20 protein-coding genes are annotated in these 21,742 nt (G+C 38.5%); 6 read left to right on the top strand and 14 right to left on the bottom strand.

What is annotated here, in order from left to right; all coding sequences use genetic code 11:
- Positions 1-432 precede the first annotated feature (432 nt).
- The 6 genes from HGJ98_RS04495 (at position 433) to HGJ98_RS04470 (ending at position 7,083) form a co-directional block, all read left to right on the top strand.
- Positions 433-1,137 carry a response regulator transcription factor gene (locus HGJ98_RS04495; RefSeq protein ID WP_291349860.1) on the top strand — a complete coding sequence of 235 codons (705 nt, stop codon included), beginning with the start codon at positions 433-435 and terminating at the stop codon, positions 1,135-1,137.
- A gap of 105 nt (positions 1,138-1,242) precedes the next feature.
- Positions 1,243-3,336: a cell wall metabolism sensor histidine kinase WalK gene (locus HGJ98_RS04490; protein WP_291349859.1), complete on the top strand. Its 2,094-nt coding sequence runs from the start codon at positions 1,243-1,245 to the stop codon at positions 3,334-3,336.
- Positions 3,337-3,794: 458 nt separating this feature from the next.
- Positions 3,795-5,237 (top strand): amino acid permease, encoded by a 1,443-nt coding sequence (locus HGJ98_RS04485; RefSeq protein WP_291349858.1) that lies wholly within the window; start codon positions 3,795-3,797, stop codon positions 5,235-5,237.
- A gap of 136 nt (positions 5,238-5,373) precedes the next feature.
- Positions 5,374-6,216 carry an ion transporter gene (locus tag HGJ98_RS04480; protein WP_291349857.1) on the top strand — a complete coding sequence of 281 codons (843 nt, stop codon included), beginning with the start codon at positions 5,374-5,376 and terminating at the stop codon, positions 6,214-6,216.
- Between the two features lie 286 nt (positions 6,217-6,502).
- Positions 6,503-6,718 carry a hypothetical protein gene (locus HGJ98_RS04475; protein WP_291349856.1) on the top strand — a complete coding sequence of 72 codons (216 nt, stop codon included), beginning with the start codon at positions 6,503-6,505 and terminating at the stop codon, positions 6,716-6,718.
- A complete protein-coding gene (locus HGJ98_RS04470; RefSeq protein ID WP_291349855.1) occupies positions 6,715-7,083 on the top strand; it encodes a spore coat protein in 369 nt (122 codons plus the stop codon). The genes HGJ98_RS04475 and HGJ98_RS04470 overlap by 4 nt, the downstream gene beginning before the upstream one ends.
- Positions 7,084-7,188: 105 nt before the next feature.
- Here the strand turns inward: HGJ98_RS04470 and HGJ98_RS04465 are convergent, their stop codons facing one another.
- The 14 genes from HGJ98_RS04465 to HGJ98_RS04400 all read right to left on the bottom strand — a co-directional run bounded on the left by HGJ98_RS04465 (position 7,189) and on the right by HGJ98_RS04400 (position 21,676).
- On the bottom strand, positions 7,189-7,869 hold the full coding sequence (locus HGJ98_RS04465; RefSeq protein ID WP_291349854.1) for an ABC-2 transporter permease: 681 nt from the start codon (positions 7,867-7,869) through the stop codon (positions 7,189-7,191).
- The gene (locus HGJ98_RS04460) at positions 7,866-8,777 is read right to left on the bottom strand and encodes an ABC transporter ATP-binding protein (RefSeq protein WP_291349853.1); all 912 of its coding nucleotides are present in this window, start codon (positions 8,775-8,777) and stop codon (positions 7,866-7,868) included. Before HGJ98_RS04460 ends, HGJ98_RS04465 begins: the two co-directional genes overlap by 4 nt.
- Positions 8,778-8,832: 55 nt before the next feature.
- Positions 8,833-9,207 carry a GntR family transcriptional regulator gene (locus tag HGJ98_RS04455; protein WP_291349863.1) on the bottom strand — a complete coding sequence of 125 codons (375 nt, stop codon included), beginning with the start codon at positions 9,205-9,207 and terminating at the stop codon, positions 8,833-8,835.
- A 369-nt stretch (positions 9,208-9,576) separates the two neighbouring features.
- The gene (locus HGJ98_RS04450; RefSeq protein ID WP_291349852.1) at positions 9,577-10,443 is read right to left on the bottom strand and encodes a DUF6544 family protein; all 867 of its coding nucleotides are present in this window, start codon (positions 10,441-10,443) and stop codon (positions 9,577-9,579) included.
- Between the two features lie 61 nt (positions 10,444-10,504).
- Positions 10,505-10,948 (bottom strand): MarR family transcriptional regulator, encoded by a 444-nt coding sequence (locus HGJ98_RS04445; protein ID WP_291349851.1) that lies wholly within the window; start codon positions 10,946-10,948, stop codon positions 10,505-10,507.
- A 250-nt stretch (positions 10,949-11,198) separates the two neighbouring features.
- On the bottom strand, positions 11,199-11,873 hold the full coding sequence (locus tag HGJ98_RS04440; protein ID WP_291349850.1) for a DUF1847 domain-containing protein: 675 nt from the start codon (positions 11,871-11,873) through the stop codon (positions 11,199-11,201).
- Between the two features lie 115 nt (positions 11,874-11,988).
- Positions 11,989-12,468, bottom strand: coding sequence for a GNAT family N-acetyltransferase (locus HGJ98_RS04435; RefSeq protein WP_291349849.1), 480 nt, complete (start codon positions 12,466-12,468; stop codon positions 11,989-11,991).
- A 107-nt stretch (positions 12,469-12,575) separates the two neighbouring features.
- Positions 12,576-15,176 carry an ABC transporter permease gene (locus tag HGJ98_RS04430; RefSeq protein ID WP_291349848.1) on the bottom strand — a complete coding sequence of 867 codons (2,601 nt, stop codon included), beginning with the start codon at positions 15,174-15,176 and terminating at the stop codon, positions 12,576-12,578.
- Positions 15,173-15,856 carry an ABC transporter ATP-binding protein gene (locus tag HGJ98_RS04425; protein WP_291349847.1) on the bottom strand — a complete coding sequence of 228 codons (684 nt, stop codon included), beginning with the start codon at positions 15,854-15,856 and terminating at the stop codon, positions 15,173-15,175. Before HGJ98_RS04425 ends, HGJ98_RS04430 begins: the two co-directional genes overlap by 4 nt.
- A 91-nt stretch (positions 15,857-15,947) precedes the next feature.
- On the bottom strand, positions 15,948-16,949 hold the full coding sequence (locus tag HGJ98_RS04420; protein WP_291349846.1) for a HAMP domain-containing sensor histidine kinase: 1,002 nt from the start codon (positions 16,947-16,949) through the stop codon (positions 15,948-15,950).
- Position 16,950: 1 nt separating this feature from the next.
- A complete protein-coding gene (locus tag HGJ98_RS04415; RefSeq protein WP_291349845.1) occupies positions 16,951-17,628 on the bottom strand; it encodes a response regulator transcription factor in 678 nt (225 codons plus the stop codon).
- A 19-nt stretch (positions 17,629-17,647) separates the two neighbouring features.
- The gene (locus HGJ98_RS04410; protein WP_291349844.1) at positions 17,648-18,295 is read right to left on the bottom strand and encodes an oxidoreductase; all 648 of its coding nucleotides are present in this window, start codon (positions 18,293-18,295) and stop codon (positions 17,648-17,650) included.
- A 30-nt stretch (positions 18,296-18,325) separates the two neighbouring features.
- Complete coding sequence (locus tag HGJ98_RS04405) at positions 18,326-20,755, bottom strand: polyprenyl synthetase family protein (RefSeq protein WP_291349843.1); 2,430 nt, start codon at positions 20,753-20,755, stop codon at positions 18,326-18,328.
- Between the two features lie 42 nt (positions 20,756-20,797).
- Positions 20,798-21,676, bottom strand: a complete 879-nt coding sequence (locus tag HGJ98_RS04400; RefSeq protein ID WP_291349842.1) for a radical SAM protein — start codon at positions 21,674-21,676, stop codon at positions 20,798-20,800.
- Positions 21,677-21,742 lie beyond the last annotated feature (66 nt).

The following is a 21,742-nucleotide window of genomic DNA, read 5'->3' as shown; positions in this document are numbered from 1 at the left end:
CTTTAGCTGCTTTAGATTTTTGACCCAACTACTTAAATCATATGCAATTATTCATTCAAGCTAATTTATGGATAACTGGATAATGAAATTTATCACCCTCAAGGCAAAATGGGACCTTCAACAAAAACTCTATCGATAAGATTTCTTTAGGAATAACGCAAATTTTGCAATATTATGTGTGATATAATAGATTTAAAGCCTAAAATATTAATTTATATGCAAATTTTATCATAAAATGTCAGACTTGCAGCTTAACACAACATAAAGGAAACCTAAAGTTTTCTTTATGTTGTAAATGTTGGACAGATTCTACATGGTTTCCAAAGCACGTCCAGCGAGTCATCACAGTAGTAGTTTAGGTCTTGCTATTGTTAAAGAAATTGTGACAAACCCAGATACTGTATTCGATTTAAACCTAAGGAGGTGTAAGCATTGGCAGGAGAAACTATATTAGTAGTTGATGACGATGATGATATCAGAGAGATCATTACCATGTACTTAGAAAACGAAGGATTTCAAGTAATTTCAGCTTTTGATGGCACCCAAGCACTTGCCTATGCAAATTCAGTAAATCCAGATTTAATTATACTTGACATGATGCTACCTGATTTGGACGGAATAGAAGTATGTCAAGAGTTACGTAAAAACCAATCGACACCGATCATTTTTCTTAGCTGTAAATCTACACCAACCGATAAATCCATCGGTTTGATAGCCGGCGGTGACGATTATATGAGTAAACCCTTCGATGCTATCGAACTACTAGCAAGGGTAAAGGCCCATTTACGTAGAAATCGTATTTTAGAAAGTTCAAATAGCTTAAATACCAAAACTCAGTTAATATGTTATCCTGGCTTGACTATTGATTTAAACCGTTATTCAGTTGTCGTAAATGGACAGAATGTTATTCTATCCCCTAAAGAGTTTCAATTACTGGAATTATTAGCCCAAAACCCCAACACAGTATTTAGTAATGAACAACTATTTAAATCTCTTTGGGGTACGGATAGTTTTGGCGATCACAGAACCGTGATGGTTCACATCAGCAATATCCGCAAAAAGTTAAAACAAGATTCTAAAAACCCTGTTTTTATTCAGACTATTAAAGGAATTGGGTACAAATTTTGTTTAGTTTAAAATTGCCCCCCTATAACAATTATAGTAATCGAGTCCAAGGAACCACTCCCAATTAAAAGTAGAAGTCTCACCGCTGATTTTATAAATTAAGAAGGTAGTATTAGCTTGAAAGTAGCAAATAAAACGCTTTATAACTATTTTTTGATTTTTGTAGTATTAGTTTTAATAACAGGTTGTGCGAAACAAACTAATCAAGAAAATCTACCTAAGGCAACCAAGGGGAATCTTGATCTTTCTGCTTGGGATTTGGAAAAAGACGGGATAATTAACCTGAAAGGCACCTGGGAATTTTATTGGGAACAGCTTGTTGACCCAGAGGATTTTTCTGAACATAAAACCCTAATACCGGAATATATCAAGGTACCCGATGCGTGGAATTATAATAATGATCCTATAGATCTAACCGGAGACGGTTTTGCAACTTACAGATTAATAGTAACTACTAATCAGAAAAATAGATTACTCGGACTTGAGATCCCGAAAATATCAACGGCCTATAAGCTGTGGGTAAATGAAGATTTGTTAGCCACTAACGGTAAGGTGGGAGTAAATGCGGATACATCAATTCCTCAGTCCCAAGCAAGGCTGGTCTTTTTTAATTCTAGCCAAGGGAATTTAGAATTGATTATACAAATATCAAATTTCCACCATCATACTGGGGGAATACTTGAAAATCTAAAGCTAGGAACCGAAAGTCAAATCAAAATGAGCGAAAGTTGGCATTTAGCATTTGATCTTTTTGTTTTTGGTAGTCTTTTTGTTGTAGGGCTCTACCACTTAGTATTCTTTGTCTTTAGAAGAAAAGAGAGGTCTAACCTTTACTTTGGAGCTTTTAGCACCATGATCGGAATCAGAGTGCTTTTTGTTGGGAATATGTTTGTGTTCAAATTATTCCCCTATTTAGATTGGGAAATGGCACTTAAGGTAGAATATCTAACTTTTTATTTAGGTACTCCTATGTTCATCCTATATTTGAAATCCATTTTACCTAGAGAAATTTCAAGTAAAATAATACAACTATCTATTGTTTCTGGCCTTATCTTTAGTGCACTAGTGTTATTCAATCCAGTTAGAGTCTATGGCCAGTACAATATTATCTATCAAATTTATGTAGTTATTACAATCATTTATTTACTTTATGCTTTGGTCTTAGCATGTTTACGGAAAAGAGAAGGGGCAATTGCTATAGGTTTAGCTGTCGTTCTTTTTTGTGGCACGATCATAAACGATATTCTTTACGAAAGCTCACTAATTTATCTAAGCAAAAGCCTTGTTTCAGTCAGTCTATCTTCATGGGGATTTTTGATCTTTGTATTTTCTCAATCTCTTATTTTATCTAGAAAGTTTTCACGTGCTTTCTCAAGTATCGAAGAGATGACTGCAAACCTTCAACAATTAAATGAAAGTCTAGAAGCTAAAGTACAAGAGAGAACAAATGCCCTGGAAAGCACTAATCTAGAATTGAAGAAGGCCTACCATAACTTATCAAAATCAGAAAAATTACGTACAGACTTACTAACTAACATTTCCCATGACTTACGCAGCCCAATGACCTCCGTTTTAGGATACATTAACGCCATTTTAGACGGTATAGTTAAGGACCCAGAACAACTAGAAAGATATCTACATCGAATTAGAGAGAGAATAACTGGTCTCAACAATTTAACTCAAGAACTTTTTGATTTAATTCAACTAGAATCTAGGAAATTGAAGTTAGAAGTTCATGTGATCTCGGTAGAAAAGTTGATACAGAAAATTTATGATAAATATCTTCTTGATGTACAACGCGCTGGAATCAATTTCATACTACTGCCTGCAAATAAGAGTGCCTACTCTTCGGATTCCTCCACTGTAGAAGTGGACATTGATCGAATAGATCGGGCTATTGCTAACATTATCTATAATGCCATCAAACATACACCTAATGAAGGCACAATTACTTTAGATTATTTTCTAAGTAATATGGAAATTGTCATAACAATTACAGACAATGGGTCGGGAATTGCTACAGCAGACCTTCCCCATGTATTCAATCGCTTTTTTACAGGTTCTAAATCAAGGACATCTGGTAGCGGTAGCGGATTGGGTCTATCCATTGCCAAAGAAATAGTTGAATATCACAATGGTCGTGTCTGGGTAACAAGTAAACCTGAAGAAGGAACCAGATTTTATCTATCCTTACCACTATCTAATTTGTGACCATATTATCCAATACACTCTTCCCAGTAGGCTTTTTCCATAAATAACCTCTATCTGTATTATGATACACAGAAGAACTACCTCGTTAGAGATAGTTCTTCGCTTGTTACCTGGCGATACGAAAGTCTCCAGTGGAGACTTTCGCCAAACGGCGTCCCGAGACGAATTCTCCTGCCGTTTGGATCCTACTTTCCCATGAGCTATTGCTCCCAGTATCCTTGGCCCTGGAACGAAAAATATGATGAAGTTTCAATAATCCAATCTTATGTAAAAACCCGTGGGGGATACTTGCTTGTATCTCCCACGGGTCATCTTATTTTACTTAAACTATATCAATTCATTTGCGTAAAGAAAGAAAACTACAGAACTTGTGAACTGTTAGGGGTCGGAATGTATTTATTAATATCTAGACATAATAAATTCGGAGAAACTTGTGCTTAAGTATTGGAGAATATGATATGAAGAAAAGAAAAGGATTATCTGCCTGGCAACTTACAATGATGGCCTTAGGAACTGTAATTGGAGGTTCTTTTTTCATTGGTTCATCGGTAGCTATTCATGCTGCAGGACCCTCCGTAATAATATCCTTTATATTGGGAGGAGCGTTAGTCTATTTCATTCTATTTGCCTTATCAGAGATGACAGTTGCAAACCCTGATGTAGGCTCTTTTAGAACATTTGCAGCCCAGTCGTTTGGACAGGGAGTCGGGTTCGTTGTGGGTTGGGTGTACTGGTCTGGAATGGTTCTAGCAATGTCTAGTGAAGCTACTGCGGTATCAATCTTAGTTTCTAAATGGATTCCCAATATCTCTTTTTCATTGCTGGGAAGCCTAACTATAATAAGTGTCACCTTGTTGAATTTATTAGGAGCAGATAAGCTGAGCAAACTGGAAAGCAGTCTCGCTGCAGTTAAACTCCTGGCCATAGCTTCTTTCATCATTTTAGCCTTACTTTTAATCATAGGAATGATCCCTGGAATCTCATCCATAGGCGCCGGGGAATTAGTTCGAGAACCTTTGATGCCGGGAGGGGGCAAAGGTATTGCCGGGAGTATGCTAATCGTGATGTTTTCCTATGCGGGCTTTGAAATAATTGGACTAGCTGCTTCCGAAACGGAGAATCCTAGAAAAACCGTTCCCAAAGCAATTACCTATACAGTTTTATGCTTAGTCGGATTTTATGTAATTTCAATTGCTCTACTCCTTCCCCTAATTCCTACCGCTAATCTTAGTGAAGATTTGAGTCCCATGGTTGCTGCTCTGAATAGATGGGGAATCGGGTGGGCCGGTACAGCTATTAATCTGGTACTAATTACAGCGATACTTTCGACAATGTTAGCGGCTATGTTTGGGATTGGAAGAATGATGCGATCTCTGGCAAATGAAGGTCTTGCTCCAAAATGGTTAAAGGATGAAAGGGATGTTCCGTATCGTGGAATACTCTTTTCCGGTTTAGCTATGCTTTTAGGATTAGGTCTTGGCCTTCTGCTCCCAAGAGTTTATCTATTTTTAATAAGTTCAGGTGGTTTTGCCTTACTATTTACCTATACCGTTATCATGGCAACCCATATACGATTTCGCAAAAGACATGGTTGTCCCCCTGAAGGCAAGTGTCAGATGCCCGGTTATCCATACACCTCTTGGGTTGTTTTATTCAGTATGATTGTTGTTATTTTAAGTATGCCATTTATTCAAGGTCAGGGATCAGGGCTTGTAGCCGGGCTAATAATGACCGGCGTTTATGCCTTAGCTTATTTAGCTATAAAAATTATAAAAGTTTCTCCACAAAGAACTACACTTAATAAACGACTAAATAAGATAGGATACCAATCACGCTTGGTAGAAGAATTCTCAAAGGAACTAATTGAAGAGATTACTGAAAAGGATAAACATAGGAAATAGAAATGAGCCTGTTTTTATTTATTGGAAATCATTTGAAAGGTATTTTTTAAAATGGTTTCTTCCAGTTGATATACGTCTGAGAAATTAAACCTTTATCATAAATTCCATTATCTTTTTGCGTTATAGAGGTTAAGAAATGAGAAATATCAAAAGGGAAAAATCTGTAAAAAATCTATCTATAAGAGAAAAATTATTTATAATTATCTTTCGGGCAGACAATAAGGCAGGAAGGGCTTTCGACATTGTACTTTTATGGCTGATACTAATGAGTATTCTAATAATCTTTTTAGAAACTTTGCCAGGTTTGTCAACAGCATTTCTTAAGTACCTTTTCAAAATTGAATGGATAATAACGGTACTATTTACGTTAGAATATATCATCAGAATATCCATCGTGAGAAATAAGTTTAAATATATGAAGAGCTTCTTTGGTATTATAGATTTACTCGCTATACTACCTGCTTACTTAAGCATTTTTATCGAAGGCAGTCAATTCGCGTTAATCTTAAGGACATTTCGTTTGTTGAGAATTTTCAGAATCCTAAATCTCGGCAAGTATATTGGTGAATCTTATTCTTTATTGAACGCACTTAAAGCTAGCCGATATAAAATTACTGTCTTCCTGGAAGCTGTTTTGATTATCGTCGTGATCGTCGGAACGCTAATGTATCTAATTGAGGGAGAGGTCAGTGGTTTTAATAGTATCCCTGTCTCTGTTTACTGGGCTATTGTAACCCTTACTACCGTCGGCTTTGGAGATATAACACCAGTCACTCCACTTGGAAGGATAGTCGCTTCTTTGCTGATGCTCCTCGGTTATGGGGTAATCGCAGTTCCGACAGGAATTGTATCGGCAGAATTGACGAGAAATAGATCAGCAAATTCCACCGGGCAAACTTGCCCCAGCTGCCGTTTAATAATTGAAAACGAAAGGGCTAACTATTGTATAAATTGTGGCATGAAATTAGAAAAATCGTAAAAATCCAGTCATAACATTCATTTTCTCTTTGTTCGTTCTAATCTCTTTTAAGCCAAAGGTTAAACAAATGATAATTAGTGACACCCACATTTCTTATTGTTCCGTAATAGCCCTTAAAAGAGGATAAAAAATTCTTAGAAGGATATTCTAGTCCTAACTAGGACTCAATTAGGAAGATTTTCTATAAACTTTGAACGATGGCGTTTTCTGTTTTAAGAACCTCGATTCCACAAAAACAATACTAGGTAATGTAAAATCTTTACCAAAAAACTTGGAGGTGTGTCTTGTGTCTAACCTATCCGTCAAAGAACTCAATTACGTTAAAGATTTTCTATCTTGGGAACTGCTTATGGTGAAAAAGTGTAATCAATATGCGAACCAGGAAGTAGATCCCGTATTTAAGGGAGTGTTTAATAACGCCGGGCAAATCCATCAGCAAAACTATTTAAACCTACTAACTTACCTCCAGCAACAACCCAACCAAGGAGGGATGGTACAATGATTGATAATAACTCAATGGTAACAAGCCCATTTGGGGTACAGAAAATCGGAAAAGATAAGTCCCCAGTTCTCCCGAAAGAGAAAGATCCCTCATTTAACTTGCGGGATAGGTTAAACGATGCTCTTTTAAGTGAAAAGTACAATATTGAAGGATATACTACCGGGTCCAAAGAGATACTTGACGAGCAGTTGTACAATGTCTTGATACAAAACCTAAATAATTTAAAGCAGGTTCAGCGTCACCTTTTTGAAGAAGTATTCAACCTCGGAGAATACCAGGCCGATATGGCCACTCCCCAACAAATTGCAGATACAGTTGACGTATTTACAAAATATAAAGTCCAGTTGCCCTATCCACAAGGTTAGTAATCTAACCGATTTCAGTGCATAATCATTGTCACGATCAAAAACAACCCAGGCAATCTCTGGGTTGTTCTTGTTATACTACCGCTATTTATTAAGAAGAATAATCTAAAATTCTCTTTTAGCATAAAACCGTAAGGAAAGGAAAAACGAAGTGGCTAAAGTAATTAACATCAGAACGATCAAATAACTAATGATTTGCCAATCCGTTTGAGTTTGCACCCAATTTCCCACTCTATTGAGGGCATTTTGAGTATACGGGCTGTAAATTCCTCGCAGTCCGTTCCTAATTAGGGCAATAGTTAAGAAAAAGCCTCCTAAGAAAAGGATTGTGGCTACGATATTAGAACGAAGGTAGCCAAGTTTGAAGTAAATAGGGAAATAGATTGAAATCATCCCAATTATTGCAATGTGAACTCCAAATACTACTTCAAAAGACAGATTACTTAACGTGATCGGGAATCCAGTGACATATATAATACCTTGGGTTAATAAATACGCTAAAATCCCGATAATTGCATAGGGGATAATTGATAAATACTTAGCTAAGACGATATCTCGTCTGCGTATGGGAAGACTATTTAACATTAATTCGGATTTGTTTTTCTCGTCTCGGGCACAAGCTTGAATCATGAGCATATAAGATACCCCAATCGTCGATGCGCTTAAGGCTCCTGCATACGTGTCGCTGAAGGCAACTGACATTCCAAAGGCATAAATAAAAGGAAACCAAAGAACTTTTTTTAATAGGAGGAAATCTTTTAATAATAGTTTATATATGCTGCTCATAATTGCTCCCCCTTTACAGTATAAAGCATAATATCTTCTAAGGATGGTTTCTCTATAATAGCTTGCTCCTTAAATAAGCGGCGGGCTTTCTCATGATCTCGAACTAATCCTTGGAACCCAAATTGATTGGGTTTAATCCCAACGAAAAGAGTTTTAGTTTCTTCGTTGAGCAAAGTATTAGCACCTTTGACTATACCGTATTGATCCAAAAGGTCATCTTTAGGGGCACTTACGACTATTTTACCATTATGGATAAAAGTCACATAATCCGCTATTTTATCAAGATCCGAGGTGATGTGGGTGGAAAAAAAGACAGATTTCCGTTCATCTTGGATTAAGCTTGATAAAATGTCCACCAGTTCGGCACGTACCAGAGGGTCAAGTCCAGCTGTAGGCTCATCCATGATCAGAAGCTCCGCCTGATGGGAGAGCGCGATTGCCAGAGAAAGCTTCATTTTCATCCCTTTAGAAAGTTCCTTAATCCTCTGCTTCGAGTCGAGATCGAAATCTCTTAAATATTTTTTAAAGACAGGGGTTTCCCAATGTTTATAAAAGGAAGAAACGAATTTGGCCATATCTCGTATCGTTAGCTCATCGTAATAGTGATTTTCGTCATAGACGAAGGCTATACGATCCTTAATCAGAAGTTCATCTCTTAAGTTATCCAGGCCAAACACCTTAATCTCTCCGCTGTCCCTATTCAGCAAGTTCATAATTAGTTTAATTGTCGTGCTTTTTCCCGATCCGTTTGGGCCGATAAACCCCATAATATACCCACGCGGCAACTGAAAACTAACCTTATTAAGGGAGAAATTCTTATAACGTTTGGATAGGTCGTCAACCGATAGGATGTAGTCTACATCTTTTAAGGATTCAGTTTTTCTTAGTTTTAGAGACTCCTTGTTCATTCTTATACCCTCTCTCCATCCATAATCAATTTTATGTTGAAATAGATGACAAACTCTAGATTTCCTCGTAGAGTAACTTGAACATTTCTAAGAGATCTTGCTGATTTAAGCCTGCTGTTTTGGAGGCGGCAATAGCATCCGCCACCTTTTCTTCAACAACACGCAGTCTCTTTTCTCTTAATAATTCTTTGTTTTGTGCGGCAACAAATGACCCTTTACCCGCAACGGTTTCAATGTAACCATCTCGCTCTAGCTCCTCATAGGCTCTCTTTGTGGTGATCACGCTAATCTGCAACTCCTTTGCGAGAGTGCGAATGGATGGTAACCCCTCTGCTTCCTTTAGATCACCTTCCAAGATGAGTTGTTTCAACTGCGTGACAATCTGTTGATAGATAGGTTCAGGCGAAGAATTGGAAATAATAATATTCATAGCCAAACTACTTCCTCCTTTAGGAATGTAGATCATGAGGGATGGGTAACAATCGTGTACTTTAACTGTTTGTTATGCTCACTCTGTATATATACAGTATATACAGAGTGAGCAGTTATGTCAACACAATATAAAAAGAACAAGTTGCACCTAATTTAAGGTTACAAACTTGCTCTTTCCGAATTGTTGAACTGAATGTACCAATTAATAGGTCAGTTGCTTCAATTCTCGGAGTTTTTAAATAGTTCTAATCTACCTTTCTTCCTAGTCTAAAAGCATTTTACCTGAGAAGGCTTATGCGAAGCTTAGTCATAAGTCTTCTTAGTATTCAAAAAGTTTGTACCAGAAAGAACATAGACGCCCAGTCCTTTAGTATTGTTGTTTAAAGCTATAAAAATTAGGAACAACCTCTTTAATGTTTATCTGTCCGTAACAATAATCTCCCTCAGGTAAATTCCAAACGGCTTCCCCATAACTTGCCAGCTTCACACCATTGAAGTCCTTATAATCTCTTACCGGAGTAGACCATCTTGCTTGACGAAATTCTTCTCCTGTGGTCGTAAGGCAACGATCATCCGAAACAAAATTGACTATTTCACCCTTTTCATTGAAATATAAATGCGCGGAAATGGTGTTTTCATTATTGGTGAACGTAGCTTTGACTGTCAATGGATCAATTGTTTCCCACTTGATCCTCTTATCAATAAGGCTGGCTGGGGCTAGTAAACACATATCGTTAAATATCGTCACTGTTTCTGCCTTATTCATAATCTCACCCTTCGCATCCGCAACTTTAAAAAGTGATGCGATCTTAATACGCATTGACGCCGTGGCATCTTTATATGAATGCACTCCGACCACTGGTATGCCAAACATTTTTAATTTGATGTAGTAAAAGCGGGAGGGTTTATCAAAATAATTGTATTGTTCAGAGACCATGGGAACCAATCCTTTTTTGGGATCTGGTCTAAACTTGCCTTCACAGACAATGCGCACGTTCTGAACCTTTTCCTTCCCGATAACACCAGTATAGGCAAGATACTTTTGAACTGGCAAGGGCAAGTCCCTTGTATCGTCTACCGTGAGGATTGAATTATCCAAAGGGCGTATCTGTTGAAGTCCTTGCTGAACATCCCCTTGATAGGCCTTTTTGAGTTCTTTTGATTTATACAAAAGCCCTGCAACTAAAAAGATTCCTAAGATCAATATAACCGATATTAGATACCTTTTTTCCATACATATTTCCCCTCTTTTTTAATTTAAATCTTCAAACTCTTATACTCATGACCAAAAGAGCTTATTCTAGCTCTTGCAACTTTTGGTTCATTTTCATTAATCCTTTGTACAGCGAAGCTACCTCGTCTGGAGTAAAATCAGAAAATAATTCAGCAACCAACTGTATACCTTCTTCTTGGTGTTTATCCCAAAAGTCCGCCGACTTCTCCGTTAATCTTAACCGAGTAACCCTGCGATCCTCTGGGTCCTTTTCCAAGACCAGAAAATTCTTCTCTTGTAGTTTCAAGGCAATCGACTTTACATTCTGATAAGAACTCCCCATAGCTTCTGCCACCTCCATTAAGGTAGGTGATGATTGACTCAATTTCTCGATCATGGCTGTAAGAAACCACTGTTTTGCAGTCAGTTCATGTTTAGCCAGAGTACGATCTACGATTACCTGCAGTTTATTGGGGATCAGAAACAAGCTGCCGAAAATAAACCTTTGCTGTTCTAAAATATCCACGTTACCACCCCTTTTCTGAAAGGTATCAGGGACCTCGGAAGGTTTCTAATAAACCCTTACGTTTAAATAGGTAACATGTTACCTATATACATAATATATTACCTATTGCATCGAATGTCAACCATAGATCCTGATTTTCTGGACAACAAGAACAGAAGTGCAAATCATATTACAGATTAGCACGTCTGTTATGCAAATTCGTCCAGCATTGGCAATCGTATTATCCATACCCGAACACTCGTAATTTAAATTATGGGGTATGTTCTTTATTTCTATCATTTTCCTCAAGCAATCTCGTATAGTAAAATCCGCTGGTATATAATGCTCCTGCAGGATTATGAGCAAGTACTCGATCCTTAGTAATAAGAGTTGTCACAGGTGCCTCAGAGAACTTAATAAATATTGAGTCATGACCAACACAAAGCCCCACTATCACATTTAAGTCTGTCTTCTCTTTATTAAGTAACTTTGCTTGCAAAACAGGATTACATAAGGATTCATGACTATCTTTTTTTATTTTAAACGTTTCGTCTATCCCAATTTCTGTTTTGTCAGTTGAGCTTACTTTGCAGATCACACAATAACTTTCCAGCCCTTTTGAATTAAGTATTTTTGCAAAGGTTTTAGCTTCACTCATTAAACCAACACAGGTTGCGATCCCGATTTTTTTTGCACCAATTCTTTTAGCAAATAGAACAATTTCCTCTACACGAGTTATCTTACCAAAGTATGTCCCCTCAATCTCTGCTGCCGCATGGGAGAACTTGGAAACGAACTCATCCTTTAGATAAAGCCCATTCGCTTCTTCGATCATTTCATTATCAGTATTCGTTGTAAGGCAGAATTGCGGAAAGCTTTTTTCTCTCCTATAGCAGTTTACAGATCCACAGTCTGCGCAACTTAGATTCTTTGTCTCTTCACTCATTTTGCATCCCCCTTTAAACCTCTTTTCTTCAATTTTCTTTAGTTTCCTTCTTTTTGTCAATTAAGACGCGAAGAAGCTTGAAAAAACTGGCCGACATATGTAATATTTAATAGCTTCAAAAATAGTCCGGGAGTGAATCTATAGAACAATTTAAAAGTTCATTCCAGCTATCGTCATTACAATATACCATGCAGATGCTTTTTTCATATTTTTGAAATTTAGAAGGTAATATTCTAAAGCTAAATTTTTCATAAAACTTAGGGTTTATATCTGAGAACAAAAAAATAAAAGTATCTTCTTTTTCTTTTATGCAGTTTTTCAACAATTCCTTTGCATAACCTTTGCCGGCATGACTTTTTGGAGTTAAAACAGACCCTATGCCATATACTCTTTTTCCGATAATATCCTTCAATTTTAATAATATTAGAGAGCATACTATTTCGTTATTGACATCTATGACATACCTTGTACCATACGCATGCTCCTTGGCATTATCGCTACGATATTGTTCAAACGTCCTGTTTTTGCTCCACTCCTTATAACCTTCAATAAATATTAAATCTATCTCTTGAGGCAGTGCCTGTCTAAAAATCATATTAACAGTCTCCTTTTTAGTTATCTAGATCGAGAGGCCTTCAATGCTTACTAAAAGGAATGAGCCAGCAGCCGTTCACCGGCAATGGACTGCGGTCGACGGCGGCCCTAGATATTCTCCTGCTTGAGGGCATCAATAATATTTTCCTTCTTAACTTTGGCGCTGGAGTACAGCATTGCTGAACTAACGATGATAAACACGGCCGCAATAACATATAAAATGCTTATCCAAGGAAGGGCGAAGCTATAGCTAAAGCTGTTCATCAATGACCTATGGATTAAATACATCACGATTATGCTAATCGGAAGTCCGTAGAACAAGGACTTAATTCCATAAAAAATACTTTCATAGTTTATCATTTTACTAAAGCCCTTTGGGGTCATCCCCACAGATTTTAGCATTGCGAATTCTCGCTTTCGAAGAGAAATACTCGTTGAGATCGTATTAAAAATGTTGGCAATCGAAATCGCCGTAATTAATACTATAAAGCCATAGGTAAACACCGACATAAACAGGATCATCTGTTCTTCTTGCTGTCTGCTTCGGTAAACATTGTAAATAAGAAGATTGTTCTCCTTCAGATCCTCAATTTGGTGTTGAGTCGCCATTGGATCAGTACTTTTCAGTAAGAGTCGCGTATGAACGTTGGGAATCTCTTTATCACCCATTAATTGATCCAGGACTTGTTCAGAGACAATGATCGTTAAACCGCCTACTCCTGCTGGAAAGACCCCCATCGGCGATTGATCAGTCAAGGCGGCGATTTCTATTTGATTTAAATGCCTCTCTTCTTCTGCCTCTCCAACAGTATAAAATAAATCAATGGTTTCACCTATTTTGGTATTTATAGCCTTCGTTTCTACATATTTCTCTGCTTCCCTATCCTTATACGGGATGGTCTCTATCACAATTCCAGTTAAATTATCCGGATTTACCAGCTGTTCGTAATCTGCACCAATCTTATCCGCGTAGGCTTGCAGACTCTCCTCATTTAAAGCATGCAAATCGATGTAGTAACGATATCTTCCATTCTCAAGCATACTCTTATCTTTATTCAATGGATCTTGTAATTCCTTGGCCATTGACTCTTGCTTCACCCAAGCGTTCAACGTTAATTCTCTCATAAGACTATATTCCGTTACATTATCTAGGGAAGCAATTGATTTCATCAACTGATCAACAGTTTCTGTATATTCGTTATCCATTGATACTTGAATATCAAAATTCACGCCATCCTGTGAGAGCTCTAGAGATTTTGTTAAATTGGCGGTAAAAAATGATACTGCTAAAAACAGAACGATGCTTATGACGAGTGAAAAAACCGTTGCTTGGTACCTGCGTTTGTTTCTTTTTAAGTTTTTTAAGCCTATTTCTGCTTCAATTCCGAATAGCTTGCGCATGAACTTTGACGTTTTTACTGCTTTACCTGTCAGCTTAACATCGGCTGTTTGTCGAATCGCATCAATAGCAGAGATTTTAGATGCCTTTCTGGCTGGCAGATACGCTGAAATGAAGATCGTCAGCATTGAAATTACACAGGCAGCCAAAATCGACAAAGGGGTTACGGACACCGTTAACGTTACTCCCCCTCTTAACGCTCCTTGGATCATCGGGTTTACGAACCAAAAGGTAATGCCCATTCCGCCAAGACCACAAAGGATTCCAAGAGGGATACTGATCAAACCAATGATTGCTGCCTCAAATAACACCGAGTTTCTTTTCTGCCTTTTCGTAGCCCCCACGCTGGAAAGCATGCCTAAATGACGGGAACGTTCTGACACGGAAATAGCGAAGGCATTATAGATTAACGAAACAGCACCTATAATAATGATCCCCATAATGACCGCGGATAGTGAATAGATAGTGTTGTTCAAGTTATCATTATTCGTGACCCCATAATAGCGCAGTAAACTGTTATTAAATTGGATCTTATCGACTTGAATTTGGTTTTTCTTAGCTAGCTCTTCTGCATGAGTGTATAGTGAGCTTTTAACTTTATTTAGTACAACCGAGGCATTAACAGTCTCATTTGCTCCTATCATGCTCTCATCGATATAGGTTATAATCGTATACCCGGCTGCCCATGTTGGTTCCCAGGTAGGTCGTTTGATAATTCCTACAACCGTATAGCTCTTAGTTATACTACCTTTTAATGTTTCGGTTTTTTTACCATTCTCTAATTGTAATGGGGCACGCTGAAAAAGTTCTTGAACACTGTCTTTGTTGAACCGTTTACCAATATCAAGTATTAAGCGATCCCCAATCTCGTAGTTTACTTTGGCATTTTCCACAATTTCTTCTGAAATGACAACTTCATTGTCCTTCTGAGGAAGCCGCCCTTGACTTAATTCAATGGGAAACTGCTCAAACCCTTCGGCATTATACTCCTTGATAAATAAATAGGGCTTATTTCTATTTTGCCCTTCCTCTAAAAGAGCATAGCCACGATCTCTTGAGATGACAAGAGTTTTCGTTGCTTCATCGTTCTTTACCGCTTCGAGCTGCTCCTTGTTCACATCATTGTAAAGAACATGCCATTCTCCATCACTGGCAATGGTCTGCCTTTGCAATAATTCCATAAAAGACACAGTAATAGTTGCAACCGCCGTCACCATGGCGACTGAAATAATTACTCCAAGGATTGTTACAAGGGTTCGTCGTTTGTTTTGTTTCAAATGTCTTATGGTTAGTTTATTAATAATGTTCATCGACGAAGCACCTCATCCTTCGTGATTCGCCCATCTTCTATGGTCATGATTCGATCTGCCTGTAGGGCTATACGCTCATCATGGGTAATTACAATCAGGGTTTGTCGAAATGTTTTATTGGACATTTTAAGAAGCTCAATAATTTCATAACTGCTTTTGCTGTCAAGATTTCCTGTAGGTTCATCCGCCAACATGAGTGCAGGATTATTTATTAAGGCTCGTCCTATTGACACTCTTTGCTGTTGACCTCCTGAAAGCTGATTGGGCAGATGGTTTAAGCGCTCGGTTAAACCTAGTGTTCGGATTATTTCATTAAGCTGCTCTTTATCTGCCTTGCGCCCGTCCAACAATAATGGCAGGTTAATGTTTTCCTCTACACTCAGAACGGGTATAAGGTTATAAAATTGATAAATAAGACCGATTTGTCTGCGTCTAAAGATGGCCAGCTTTGTTTCGTCAAGTGCATAAACATCCGTAGTTTCAATTAATACCTTGCCGCTTGTGGGTGTATCCACACCACCCAAGGTATGCAGCAGTGTCGATTTCCCAGAACCTGATGGTCCAATAATTGCAACAAATTCACCTTTGCTTACAGAAAACGAAATATTATCAAGTGCCATGACGGCGGTTTCACCATTACCATAGATTTTAGACAGATTTTCTACTCTTAATATTTCCATACTAACCACTCCTTTTCCGATTTCCAATAATGTTAATGTTAGTATAGCTGCCTAATATAGCTCTACAGTGACTAGTTGGGTGACAATTTTGTCACACAATACTTTTATAAAACTTGATCACAAATTGGGTCCCTTGATCCTTTTCACTGGTAACTTCTATACTACCACCTTGGTTTATGACAATGCTTTTTGACATGGCCAACCCAATCCCAATACTGTCACTGTGCGCATTTCTCCCTTTATAAAACCGATCAAATATGTAGGGCAAGTCATGCTTATGGATACCCTTACCCTGATCGTATATCTTAATCAGGGTATAAATTGGGGTTTCACTATAGCTAATACCGATCAATCCACCGCAAGGTGTATGCTCGAGACAATTTTTAATAATATTTGTCAAGGCTTCTGCCGACCAATTAAAATCCCCCCTAAATTCAGTATGCTCATCTCCACTGATTTCAAGGGTTTGCTCTTTTATTTCCATGGGGATTAGTAAATGTTCAATGGACCGTGAGATAAGGTCTTGTACATTTACAGGCTCTTTCTTAAACGTAATTGTACCTGCATCAATCTTAGACAGCTTGAGCAGGGATGCCACAAGCCATTGAAGTCTTTCAAGCTGTGAACGAATATTTTGTGTGAATTCCACACGCTTATCCAGGGGTAAGTGTTCTTCACTAATCAGGTCTGTCATAACAGACATTGAGGTGATAGGAGTTTTCAGCTGATGTGAAATATCTGAGATTGAATCTGCAAGATAACGCTTGTCTTTTTTCAAGAGTCTCGCTTGCTCAGAGAGGGTTACTGTTACTTTATATAGTTCACTTTTAAGAATGCTAAGTTCGCCTTCATCATTATCTCTAATATCAAGTGAGTATTCGCCGCCTGCAATTCGCTTTAGATATTCCGTCAGCCTTTCTATTTGCCGATATCTCCATCTTGTAAACATGAACGATACGGCACCCATTAAAAGCAACGCTAACAAGGCGATGATCCCTGGGACGGGATTAAAAAAATAGCAGGCAACAAAACCTACTATTGTAACTGAAGCCAGAAGTGTGATGTATAGTTTAATTTCTTTATTTCGCAGCAACTTAGCTGCCCCCTTTATATCCGATTCTGCGAATCGTTTTTATAATTGATGGGTTCTGACTATCATCCTCGATCTTTTCGCGCAGACGTTTAATATAGACTGTTAAGGTATTATCATTGACAAATTCCCCTGCAAAATCCCAGAGACCTTCTAGAAGCTGATTACGACTAAGGACTTGTCCCTCGTTATTAGCAAATAATAAGAGCAAGCGATACTCAAGAGAGGTTAATACAATTTCCTGCTCTCCTTTATAGACCTTTGCCTGAGCAGTATCTATCTTAAGATTGCTAAACTTATAAACTGTTTTTACAAGTTCTGTCTTGTCATACCTGCGAGTAACAGATTTAAGACGAGAGAGCAGCTCTCTTATTCGAAATGGCTTTGTTATATAGTCATCAGCGCCCATATCAAGCCCCATAACGACATTAACCTCGTCATCGATTGCCGTTAAAAATATAACCGGGATATCTTCCTTGGCCTTGATTAATTGGCAAAGATCATAGCCGCTTCCATCCGGAAGGGATAGGTCAAGGATCGCTAAGTCAAAGCTATTTTTATTAATTGTAGTTTTTGCAGACTTGACATCCAAACAGTGAGTTACAAGATATCCCTCTTGGGTAAGTGAGTAGCAAAGACCTGACGCAATAATTCCATCGTCTTCCACGAATAGTATTTTCATTTTGCCCTGATCTCCTTGTTTAAATTTCATTGGAAAGATACGTAAATATTCCCTCACTTCTACTCTGAGCAGCCTTATACATTCCTTTGGCCACTCTTTTAGCGTCTATAGGCTTATATTTTTTCAGTGGTCCTATGAAGATAAATGAAATTCCTTTGGTTAAATAAGCCGATATCGACTCACCCATACGAAACTCTTTTCTATCGCCAAGTAATAATGAAGGTCGAAAGATATGTAAAGACTTAATCGATATCATTTTAAGTTCTTCTTCGAGGAGACCTTTCATACGAGAATAGAACACTGGCGACTTAGGGTTTGCCCCCATTGAACTGATGACTAGGAATTTTTCAACCTTCATTTCCTTTGCAAGCTTTGCTAATTCCAGAGGATATTCAACATCGACCTTTTTGAACGCCGCCTGACTCTTAGCTTTTTTTATCGTTGTTCCCAAACAGCAGAACACATCATTGACTTCAAAGAATTCTTTGTAGTAAGGCAAGTTATTGAATTCAATTAAGTGCTCCTCTAGTTTTAGATGTTTTAGACCGGTCGGTTTACGGACAAAGATTAAGACCCTTGAGTATTCCGTACCATTCAATAAGCAATTGAGTAATTCGCCACCAACCAACCCACTTGCACCAACTAACAGCGCCGATTTACCTACCATTTTATTATTCCTCCTGTTTCATTATGAGTTTTAATGGTCCCTTTTTACCATGTAATTCAGTAACTGCTTTAGGAAAGAAGTATTGTGTGGTATAAAGTCCAATTCCTCCATTGCCTGACAGTAATGCTCCCACATCTCTTTTCTGGCGCCTTCTAAGCCAAGGACCGTCACAAAGGTTGAATTGTTATTTGTGGAATCTTTGCCGGTCAATTTCCCCAGTAAAGCTGGATCACCTTCAGCATCCAGCAGATCATCCTTGATTTGAAAAGCAATACCTGCATGATGGGCAAATTTCTTCAAGGCCTCGATTTGCGGTTCCTTCTCCCGTGCCAAAATGGCTGGCATTACGATTGAGGCTTCGAAAGCAATCCCTGTTTTATAAAAGCACATGGTATTCAATTGCTCCAGCGTCAAGAGTTTTCCTTTGGAATCCAAGTCCATAGCCTGACCTTTGCATATATCTTCTGTCCGACGGGTTACATACTGGATCAATTGTAAGACGATGTTAGGTTCGAACCGGTCAAGAGATGCCAGTTCCTGAATAGCTCTTTGGGTAAGAAAGAGACCTGTTAATTCTGCTATAGCGATATTGTACTCTACATGTAGGGTAGGCTTGCCACGCCGAGTATCTGCATTATCTTGGGAGGGGAGATCGTCGTAGATCAGAGACGCAGTGTGCATATATGCCAAGGATCTCAGAAGCGGCGCAATTGCCTTAGGTTCTAATCCGTACCCTTTCACGCTCATGGCCCAAGCCATGAGCGGACGCACCTGCTTTCCGCCTGCTTCCAGACAATAATTTGAGGAGTCAATAAGGGTTTGGTTCAGAAGTGGATCTTCGATGGTTTTTGGGATAGTTAAGATACTGCTGATCTGTTTACTCACAGCTTTCATCGTATCCACGAAGGATTCCCGCTCGGCCCTTTCATTTTTAAGTATTGTTATTATCCTATCACGAAGCAGCTTGTCAAAGAAATCAACATCATCCGCTTTTCGGACCACTTTTTGGAGGAGATTATTAAAGTCCGGATTTGCGGACGCAAATAGATTCATGACTTCGTCGTATTTTATATTTCCCATCCGTTCTTTGTATCGTTTCAGTCCGTTGATTGCACGGTCCAAGATCAATTCGCAGGTCTTATTGTCAGAGTGGTATACATTATGGATTAAATTTGAGATAACCGTCCAGTATAATTCAAATGGATTGATCAGATCCTGTCGCTGATTATGATATTTTAAATAATAGGTATAAGGTGTAACCGAACCTTCCTTTAAGTCATCAAACATATCAGCGAAATCATCCGCTAACTGATTGTAAATACCATAATAAAATGTTCGGTTATCAAATCCGATATCCGCTGGTGCACTGATTACTGAGCGGGCAATTAGTCTAGACGATGACGATTTTAGGATGATGGGAATATACAAATCTTCATTGGTGTAATTAGGATTGGAAAGGTCTTTTTGGCCATCGACTTCCTGGGAATTAAAAAATACATACGCTTGCTCAAAAAAGGATTTCTGGTTCTCGGGCTGCAGGTGCGCTTTGATGTACTCGAAGTTTTCCTGCAGTTCCAACTGAACGTATTTGAGCAGTTCGCTGTTCTTTCCCTCCCACTCAACTAATTCTGGTACACATCCGGTGATGAGTGTGGTACGAATCAGATTGGAATATCGGTTTTTCTCTTCAAAGGACAAGACGTTAGAGTCCAGCAGGTCATCAATGAGTGGATAGGTTAAACCATAGGAATAGCCGAGTCGAATAGCTTCCTCCAATTTTCGAGAACGCACGTCTTGTGAGGTCTTGTCACTCATTTCTTCAATTTCATGCATCAGAACACCAGCAATGATTTTGATCAGTTTTCGTTGAGCATGCTCGGCCTCCAGCTCTTTCGGAAGGTGATGGGTCATAGTCTCAATTTTGTCCATCACCCAAAGCAACGTCGATTCAATGCCTTCCTTCTGAGCTTTTCGGTACAACCCCACCATACTTATTGTCTCGGTTCTGTCTGTCTTGTCTAAAGTGACCGATGGAATCAGTTGATCTTTCAGATTATCCACTACTTTTCGGATACGTTCCTGAGTGACGGGTGAATCCAGTGCTTTGCCCAGATCACGCATGAAGATGTAAGAGATGCTTCTATCTAGATAATTGTCCAATGTACCTGTGTAATCCAGCCATCGTATATAGTTGTAATAATCCTGCGGGTTAGGTTTTTTATTTCTACCAAAACGACAGGATAGAAATGAAGGGCGATGGATATGGTTTTGTTTCCACGACTGGATGTCGTTGATAAGGGTCGGGACATAGGTCTTGAAGGCAACCTGCTGATAGAGTGATTTAAAGTAATCGGCGGCCTTCTGCTCTGCAGTTTGGTAACATTCAGCGGCATCAATGATGGTCGTATTAAATTGCTTTGGCGCTTGGATGTCCAAATTCTCGTCCCCATCTAATGGCATTTTGTACATTCAGCTTCTCCGCCTCAACCCTCATTTTATTTCTTACAACTGTTTTAACTGCTCTCGATATTGCCTTAATTCATCTTCATCAAAATCGTCAATAGTGTCTTGCAGTACTTTAAGTATCTTAGATCGATCTTCAGGAATTCTACCGACCACGGGAGTAGCTATTGATACATGATTAGCAAAGACTTTGGTGTTTGTTTCCAAATGTTCGATGAAGTGCTTTAATTCTTGAACTCGTTCGAATTCGGTGGCTTCAACAAATTCACCCTTGAGTTTTTGTTCATATAATTCTGTACCGGGTATTAGGGTTAAGGAGGTTATCCCAATACTTCTTGGTTTTAGTTGATTAAAAAATTTGGCCGTTTCAAGGGCGCTAATTTCTCCTTCTGTATGACCAGCTAACCCATTTAAATAGATTCCATGATACTCAATTCCGGCTTCCTCTAACCGCTTGCATTGTACAACAGCTTCTTCGGCGGTATTTCCTTTATGTATTCTAGTTAATGTCTCATCATGACCGGTTTCAATTCCGATATACAACTGATTTATTCCCAAAAAACGCAAAGCCTTAAGTTCCTCGATTGTTTTTGTTTTAATATTGGTTATCCGAGCATACATAGAAATAGTTTTACAGTGGGGCAGGTATTCTTTAATTTTTTTGGCAATTAGTTTTAGTCGTTCAAAGCTTAAAACAAAGGGATCACCACCGACAAGGTAGACCCTTTCTGCGTTAGGCCGCAGGTCAAGAACCTCTATTAAATCTTCCTCTATTTGCTCAATAGGTTCGATACGAAATGGGACATCCTTGTACATGCTGCAAAATGTGCAACGGTCATGTGAACATCCGACTGTGACTTGTAATAGTAGGGTTTTAGCCTCAGCTGGTGGTCTATAAATTGTACCTGTGTAATGCATTTTAACAAACTCCCTTTCAGGTTGATAATTTCTTAGCATTGGAGTCAATGGCAATCGTCTTGTATA

Origin of the sequence: Desulfosporosinus sp., from assembly GCF_014237355.1 — a bacterium.
Lineage (GTDB): Bacteria > Bacillota > Desulfitobacteriia > Desulfitobacteriales > Desulfitobacteriaceae > Desulfosporosinus.
This window is presented reverse-complemented; position numbering and strand designations above follow the sequence as displayed.